The 7552-nt window shown below is 65.7% G+C and carries 6 protein-coding genes; 3 read left to right on the top strand and 3 right to left on the bottom strand.

What is annotated here, in order from left to right:
• The first annotated feature begins 333 nt into the window (after window positions 1-333).
• Window positions 334-2172, top strand: coding sequence for a GNAT family N-acetyltransferase (locus D9C15_RS05465; protein ID WP_127996427.1), 1839 nt, complete (start codon window positions 334-336; stop codon window positions 2170-2172).
• 100 nt (window positions 2173-2272) lie between these two features.
• Window positions 2273-3181: a polysaccharide deacetylase family protein gene (locus D9C15_RS05460; RefSeq protein ID WP_164886655.1), complete on the top strand. Its 909-nt coding sequence runs from the start codon at window positions 2273-2275 to the stop codon at window positions 3179-3181.
• 106 nt (window positions 3182-3287) lie between these two features.
• Here the strand turns inward: D9C15_RS05460 and D9C15_RS05455 are convergent, their stop codons facing one another.
• Both D9C15_RS05455 and D9C15_RS33325 read right to left on the bottom strand, forming a co-directional pair.
• On the bottom strand, window positions 3288-3965 hold the full coding sequence (locus tag D9C15_RS05455) for an FkbM family methyltransferase (protein ID WP_127996425.1): 678 nt from the start codon (window positions 3963-3965) through the stop codon (window positions 3288-3290).
• Window positions 3966-4184: 219 nt separating this feature from the next.
• On the bottom strand, window positions 4185-5144 hold the full coding sequence (locus tag D9C15_RS33325; protein WP_164886654.1) for a hypothetical protein: 960 nt from the start codon (window positions 5142-5144) through the stop codon (window positions 4185-4187).
• Window positions 5145-5614: 470 nt separating this feature from the next.
• On the opposite strand from D9C15_RS33325, the gene D9C15_RS05445 reads away from it, so the two are divergent.
• The gene (locus tag D9C15_RS05445; RefSeq protein ID WP_127996424.1) at window positions 5615-6505 is read left to right on the top strand and encodes a hypothetical protein; all 891 of its coding nucleotides are present in this window, start codon (window positions 5615-5617) and stop codon (window positions 6503-6505) included.
• Here the strand turns inward: D9C15_RS05445 and D9C15_RS05440 are convergent.
• A complete protein-coding gene (locus tag D9C15_RS05440; protein ID WP_127996423.1) occupies window positions 6496-7536 on the bottom strand; it encodes a hypothetical protein in 1041 nt (346 codons plus the stop codon). The two genes, D9C15_RS05445 and D9C15_RS05440, sit on opposite strands and share 10 nt — an antisense overlap.
• Window positions 7537-7552: the final 16 nt, after the last annotated feature.

Below are 7552 nucleotides of genomic sequence, written 5' to 3'. Positions count from 1 at the left end.
GCGCGTCGACGACCAACCCTGTCTCGTACACCTGGTACGACGAACTGATCATCTCGCGCAACCGGATCGCCGACCCCTGAAGATGACAGCCGCCGGAGCACTCCCGGCGAGACGGGGGTGCCGGTAAGTCGCGTTCATGTAGATGAGCCGGGCACTGCATGCTGGGTACTTGGGGCATCTCCGGCCGCCGACGGGAGCCGCGTAAAGTTGGCCCAACTCTGGGCTGTGCGGCGTTCGTCGTGGTCGGCTCGAAGGTCGCCCCAAAACCGGGGGGACGTGTATCGGAACTAGTGGCCGGTTCGTCGCGTACGATGCGACACGTCTTCTTGCTGCATGGCCCAGATGATCAACGGTTCCAATCGCTCGTCGGCTTCCGACGTTTGCGCCGCCGTCCCCGCTGTGCAGACGCCGGCGGCAGACGCTGTGGCGCCTTTACCGAACGGCCGGCACGACCTGGAGTTGCTGAGGGGGCAGGCAGCACAAGAGGTGCTCGCGGCCCCGGCCTTGCGGGCTCAATGGCTGGAACTGCACGCGCAGTGTCCCACTGCAACCGTTTTCCAGGCCCCAGGTTTCGTCTGCGCGTGGTACCAATCCTATGCCAGGGACTGGGAGCCCGTTCTCGTGTTGTCGCGTGGTGAGAGTGGTCGCTTGCGGGGGCTGTGGACACTCGCCCGAAGTGTCCGGTCCGGCATGCTGACGCACGCCGGTGCCCACCAGGCCGAGTACCACGGATGGCTGTCGCCGCCCGGTGAGGATGCTTGTTTCGTCGCCGCGGCTTGGCGAGCACTGTCCGCGGCCTTGCCGGTCGCGGAGTTGCGGTTTCGCTACCTCCCGGCGCGAAGCCTGCTCGAGGCATTGGATGCCGATCCATGGTTGCACGAGAGGCTGCGCTGGCGCGCCGTCGCCAGGCCGTTGATGCGCCTCGAAGCCAATGAGGTTCGCGCGTCGATGGCGAAGAAGAGCAACAAGAGCCGGCTCAATCGCCTGAAGCGCCTGGGAACGCTGGAGTTCAGGGCCGTCTGCGACGGGGCCGACCTCGACCGGGTGCTGCCGTCGCTGATGGCGTACTACGATTTCCGACAAGGTGCCATCAACCAGTCCTCGCCCTTTCGCGAGGACGACCGCAAGCGTCAGTTTCATGAGGCCCTGTTTGCCGCGGGGGCGCCTACTTGCCACGTGACGCTGACTTGCCTTGACGAGGTGCCGATCGCCGCGTTCTTCGGCGCCGTGTCGGGCCGCACGCTGCACCTGGGAATGCTGATCCATTCACCGATGCTGGCCGAGCACTCGCCAGGCAAGCTGCACCTGCTGCAATTGGCCGAGTGCCTGCTGCAAAGCGGTATCGACACGATTGACCTGACTCCGGGCGGCGACGCTTGGAAGGAACGGTTCGCCAATGCCCATGACGAGGTCTACGAGCTGAGCCTGTTCGCACGGCCTTTTCAGGCCTGGCGCCGGGATGTGCGGACATCGCTCGAATCGCTGCTGAAGTCGGCGCTCGTCCGAGTATCACTGCGCCCGGCGCAGCTGCGCTCAATGCTCGGGCGCCTGCGTCGGCTGCGCCCGTTGGAGCTGGTCCGCCGCCTTCGGCGCGAGGTCTCGGAGCGCCGCGAGCTACGAATTTACCGGATCGAGGCGGAACAAGCCAAAGCGCTGCGCCGCGACCCGAGGGTAGCTGTGAACGCGATTGACGAACTGGTGACCTTCGAGCCCGGCGAGCCATGGCAGACCCGTCAGGGTTTTCTAAGCGCTGCCCTAAGCCGAATCGAGTCCGGTGAGCGTGCCTACACGATCAGCGTCGACGGTCGGCTGGCGCATTCGGGTTGGTTGGTTGCTCGTCAGGAGTTGTCGAGGATGTCGGAGGTCGACCAGACGCTACGGCTGCCGGCGGACAGTGCAACGCTGTACGACTTCTACACCGATCCTGAGTGTCGCGGCCGCGGTCTGTACGGCACCACTATCGACCACATGTTGGTGGACGCCTTCGCCGACCCATCGCTGAAGTACGCCTATATCTGCGTGCTCGCCGACAACAAGCCCTCGCGCAAGGTAATCGAGCGGGCGGGCTTCCAGTATTTGGGTTCGTTCCATTGGCATCGTTGGCTGGGCCGCCAGCGCAAGTTCGCTGATCCCTGCTTTGCCTTACCCGCGGAGCAAGATGCGGCCACTTAAGCTTGCCTTACTCTTCGCCGCCAAATGGATGGGAGGCTTTGAGGTCGCCCGGAGGCTGACGCGCCGCCATCTTAAGATTCTGTGTTACCACGGCTTTGCTGTGGGCGACGAGGCGGTGTTCCGTCCCAAGCTCTTCATCACGCGGGAGGTCTTTGAGCGCCGGATGGCGTTCCTGCGGCGACAAGGCGTGCGCGTCCTGCCGCTCGACCAAGCGGTGAACGAGATGTACGAGGGCAGGCTGCCCGACAACTCGGTGTCGATCACCATCGACGATGGATTTCACTCGGTAGCTGGAGTGGCGGCACCCGTCCTGTCTCGCCACGGCTTTCCCTCCACGGTCTACGTGACCAGCTACTACGTCAAGCATGCGGTGCCCGTCTTCCGACTGGTCGTGCAGTACATGTTCTGGAAGACCGGTTGCCGCCGGATCAGCTTCGTCGGCTGCGACTGGCATCCCGATGGAGAGATCGACTTGAGCAACTCTTCGAGCCGCGAAAGGCTGGCAGAGCAATGTATTCGCCACGGCGAAGCGCTGGAGGATGAAGACCAGCGGATGCGCTTGTGCAAGCAGCTTGGCCAGTTACTGGACGTGCCGTTCCAGGGGATCGTCGAACAACGCATCCTGCATTTGATGACGCCCGAGGAGTTGCGAGGGCTGCGAGCTCATGCGATGGACGTTCAACTGCACACCCATAGGCACCGCTTTCCACTGGACAGCGAGGCCGGGGCCCGCCAGGAGATCGAGGACAACCGGCGCAGCCTTGCCGAGTGGCTGCCTAGCGCGCAGTTCGTGCATTTCTGCTACCCGAGCGGGATCTGGGATTCACGCCAGTGGCAATGCCTGGATGCCATGGGAGTCAAGTCGGCGACAACCTGCGTTCCGGGTCTGAACTCGGCCGCCACTCCACGGCATGCGCTCCATCGCTTTCTCGATGGTGACGATATCCATCCGCTGGAGTTCGAGGCAGCCGTGAGTGGCTTCTCTGACCTGATCATGCGGCGCATGTAGGCGGGGCGACTGGCGCGTCAGAGGAGAGGCTCGTCATCCAGCACAATCACGTCGCCAATCCATGAGGGTGTGAGGGGGCGCCTGCGCGCTGGGTCAGGCATGGTCGTCAGCGGGACGGGTGTCGGTAGATCACGTTCGATGACCCTGCCGCCGTCTCGCTGAGGTAGCCGAGTCCGCTGAGCATTGTCTTGACCTCCTCGGAGACCGACTCGATGACGATGGTCGGCCGCTCCGCCGCGATCAGCCGTTGCGCGCCGCGCAGCACCACGGCATCGTGACCCTCCGCATCGACCTTGATGACCCGCACGCGGCCCTGCAGCCCGAGCGCATCGATAGGGCAGGTCATTACCCGAAGGTCGGATGCCTTCTCGGTGAGAGCGGCGCCGTAGTAGTTTTTCAGGCCGGTGTCGAAGTCGGGGATGCTGATGCCCAGCAGGCGCGTCTCGTCGGAGGCGGCCATGTTGAGCAGCGTCACGTTTGCGTGCGCGAACTGCGCGGCATTGGCGGCCAGCAACTCGAAGGTCGCCGGCACCGGCTCGAAGGCCAGCACGCGGCCTTCTGCGCCGACGAGATCGGAGAAGCGCTTCGTGTAATGTCCGATGTTTGCGCCGACATCGATCGCCCAGTCTCCCGGCGCCAGCCACTGAGCGCAGCGCTCCCACTCGGGCTCGTTGGTGCGGAAGGCGTTACGCCGGATCTCGCGCTGGAAGTGGTGCCGCTTCAGCGCCTGCTGCCAGCCATGCGGTAGGTGGGCGGCGGTTCGCTTCGCGATGGTCGTCAGCATAGCGACGTGCTCCTCCTCAAGTTGGCGCCGGCAGATGAACACTTTGTGCAGTTCGGGCTACACGATGCCGGTCGGAGCACTATACAAGTGAACTGACGAACGCGATCCGTTGCGCCACCGATGTGAGCGTGTGGGAGCCCGACTGCCTGGCTTCCTCTCCTTTGAACGGTACTACCTGCTGGCGACGGTGGTGCGCAATACGAGCGGGCCCTGAGCAACTCAGGGGCCGGTCCACTGAGAGGCTCTGGAGGATCCGACCCAGGCCGGGTGATGGCCCTTGCCGGACTTGTCGGAGATGTCCGAAGGGGTGGGATTGAGGTTGAGATACCAGATGGAGGCGCTGCCCGCGGTGGAGCTCAGTGGTGTGGAGACCTCGGCCAGGATGTCGTTGATGGACAAGGCGGAGGTATAGAGCTGGATGCCGCGCAGCAGCCCGCTGAGGCGCTCGTTGCCGATGCTCCAGGGCGCGTCGCCAAAGGTCAACGCAGCGTTCGATGGCACGGGCGAACCGTAGCTTCGGTCCACGGGGACGCGGATGACTTTGGTGGTGTCGGGCAGGTCCCAGTAGAACTCGTGCATCTTGAAGCTGCCGTCGTCCCAGACGCGCAGCGCCTGGGTGCGCCAGACGTCGTAGCCGAGTTGCGTGGAGTTGCCGTTGACATCGGCGACATAGTCGCCGCCCTGGACGGACAACTCCCACTTGTGCGTGGAGGTGGTGGAACCACCGCCATCGGGGTAGGGATGCGCGCCGTAGTAGTCGCGGCCGGTGAAGGGGCCATCGGGACCCCAGAAGAATGTGGTGTAGTAACCGAGCTGATGGCGCAGCTTGACGCGCCAGATGTAGGTGGCCGGGTACATGGGCAGCAGATTGCTGCCAGTGAAGCGGAAGCGGATATCGGCGCCAGTGTCGCCGTTGGAGGGGAAATTCAGCGCCGTGATTGTGACACCCGAGCCGACCACGCTGATGGTGACTGAACTCGAGACCGAACCACCGTTGCCTGAGCAGACTAGGGTAAAGATGCTGGCCGCTTGCAGGACGCCGGTTGAAGCCGAGCCGCTGGTTGGCCATGAGCCATTCCAGGCACCATCGGCGGTGCAGGAGGTCGCGCCAGTGGTCGACCAGGTGAGCGTCGTGGCCGATCCGCTGACTACGCTTGTGGCTGCCGCGGCAAATTTCAAGGTGGGGATTGGTGCGGGTGCGGGTGCGGGTGCGGGTGCGGGTGCGGGTGCGGGTGCGGGTGCGGGTGCGGGTGCGGGTGCGGGTGCCGGTGCCGGTGCGGGTGCCGGTGCGGGTGCCGGTGCGGGTGCCGGTGCCGGTGCCGGTGCGGGTGCGGGTGCGGGTGCCGGCGCGGGTGCCGGTGCGGGTGCCGAGGCATCCGCCTCGCCAGCTGCACCGCCGCAACCCTGTACGAGCGCACTCGCCAGCATGGCGTACAAACCCAGGGTCGTGCGGCCGATGGCAGCTTGGCGGCGCACTATCCTCTCCCTTTCTCGACATACCGTCACCGGACCCCCTGCTCTGGTGAACTGCACAGCCCCGATTATCCCGGCCACGTGCGCTGTGTCGGCATCGTGGCGCCGTGGGCGCCCATGAAATCGGTGACAATTGGTTCCGATGGCCGGGCTTCCGGCGCGGCACTTGCGACGTCTTGCGCAGCTCGAGCGACTACCCTCCCGACGACCCGTTCCGCCGACGTCTGCTGGTATCTGCAGCGCTCGCTCATCCATGCTTCGGCCAGGCGCAGACGGGCGAGGAGCGGGTGCAGGGCCTGGACTTCCCCGGTTCGGCCGGCGTGCGCCAGACCATGCGCTTTCGCTTCCGGAACCCACTGGCGATATACCCTGCCACGTACCTGTGGTGGGCGCTGCCGCGGCGCCAGGCGGGCTACTACACGGCCTTCTTCTGGGGCAACGACGACGGCAAGAACGACCTGCGCACCTTTCTCTGGACCGACTCGGGCGATGCGGACAGCTACTACGGCGCGCATCCCTACCCGCGGCCGCGCCCCAAAGGCACGGACCACGACTGGGAGATCTCGGTGCTGCAGCACGACTACGTCAATGGCGCCGTCGAATACGACCGCTGGCACCGCCAGGCCCTGCGCGTTTGGGCAGATGCTTCGGGCAAGTACCACGAGTTCTACTGGGACCTGCCGTTGACCGACTTCAACCACCGCGTCGTGTTCAAGGCGCCGAGGAACTGGGGCAACCGGATGCCCCCGGCGCCAGCGCTCACCTGGGGCGATGCGCCCTGGGCGCCCGGCAATGAGGTGTGGCACGGCGTGCTGCGCGGCATCCAGATCTACAACCGCTGCCTCTCGGTGGGCGAGATCCTGCGCGAATCGGCGCGGCCGGGCTCCACCGCCGCGGGCGCACGCAGCCTCTGGTACCTGAACACGGACCCGACGCCCGAGGACATCAGCGACCACTCTGGGAGGGGCCATCACCCGGAGTGGGTCGGCCCGGAGCGCCCGTCACTATGGAGCCAGCCGGCCGCCTCGTTCCCGGGCCACTGGTCCGGCAAGCGCCGTCAGCCCTGACCGGGGCCGTCTACCCGTTTGAGCCAGATCTCGCGCCAATAGGTGTTCGAGGCGCGCGGGCAGCCTAGCCGCATCGGCGTGCATTCAGCGCGGCAGTAGACATTCTCCAACTGGATGCAGGCGCTCTTCATCGGGACCATCCTGCCGGACTGTTCGTTGATGAGGCGCTGCACGCGCTTCTCCACGCGGAAGCGCTCGCCGGAGTACTTGGCCATCTCCATGTCGTAGCGCATGCCGCGATTGAATCCGCTGACGGTGATGGTGGAGAGGATCTCCGCGGCCGGCTTCACCTCGACCCACTCGCCGGGCTGCAGATCGAGCACCTCCAGTGGGGTGGGCTTGCCATCGGGAATGGTTCCGCCGCCTAACGGGAAGGGCTTGCCGCCGCGCAGCATCTGGAAACGATTGTACAAGCTTACCAGCACGCGGTAGCCGATGCCGACCTTGACCAGCCGACGGTACATGCCGCCGATCAGTAGCTTCGTCATGTGCCAAGCGCTGTGGTTGCCGCTGGTGACGTCGCGCACGTACTGGCGCAGGTCCCACCAGGAGAGCGGCGCGCTCGCGTCGAACAGGGCCGTCGTCTGGCACGACCAGGCCGGGTCGTCCTTGCCTTCTTCACCCGGGCGGACGACGGAACGCGCGAGGGCCGCGTCGTCGCAGGTGGAGGACGTCTGCGCGACGCCGGGTGCATCGTCGGCCCGGCGCAGCCAGGCTTCCTTCCAGAAGAACATGCAGTCGGCCATGCAGCCGCCGTGGGCCGCGCCGTCGCAGCGCGCGGCCTCGAGGTGCACGGCATTCTTCACCGAGCGGCCGCCAGTCTTGTTGATGGTGTCGCAGGTCTTGTGCGCGACCTTGGCCACGCGCAGGCGCTGACCGCAGAAGGCGAGCATCTCGGGCTGGAAGGGCATGCGATCGAGCTCGGCGCGGGCATCGAGCGTGGCGAGGATCTCGTCCTTCGAACGCACGACCACCCACTCGCCGGCACGCAGTCCCAGGTGCCGCGGCCACGCGAAGGCCGGTTCACTCATTGCTCACTCCTCGAAG

Source organism: Piscinibacter defluvii, from assembly GCF_004011805.1.
Lineage (GTDB): Bacteria > Pseudomonadota > Gammaproteobacteria > Burkholderiales > Burkholderiaceae_C > Piscinibacter > Piscinibacter defluvii.
The sequence above is the reverse complement of the archived record's forward strand: the minus strand, read 5'-3'. Positions and strand labels throughout refer to the sequence as shown.

Excerpts from the sequence above, each read along its gene's own strand:
- D9C15_RS05465 (WP_127996427.1), top strand. The coding sequence starts at position 334 with ATGGCCCAGATGATCAACGGTTCCAATCGCTCGTCGGCTTCCGACGTT.
- D9C15_RS05455 (WP_127996425.1), bottom strand. The coding sequence starts at position 3,965 with ATGCTGACGACCATCGCGAAGCGAACCGCCGCCCACCTACCGCATGGC.
- D9C15_RS05440 (WP_127996423.1), bottom strand. The coding sequence starts at position 7,536 with ATGAGTGAACCGGCCTTCGCGTGGCCGCGGCACCTGGGACTGCGTGCC.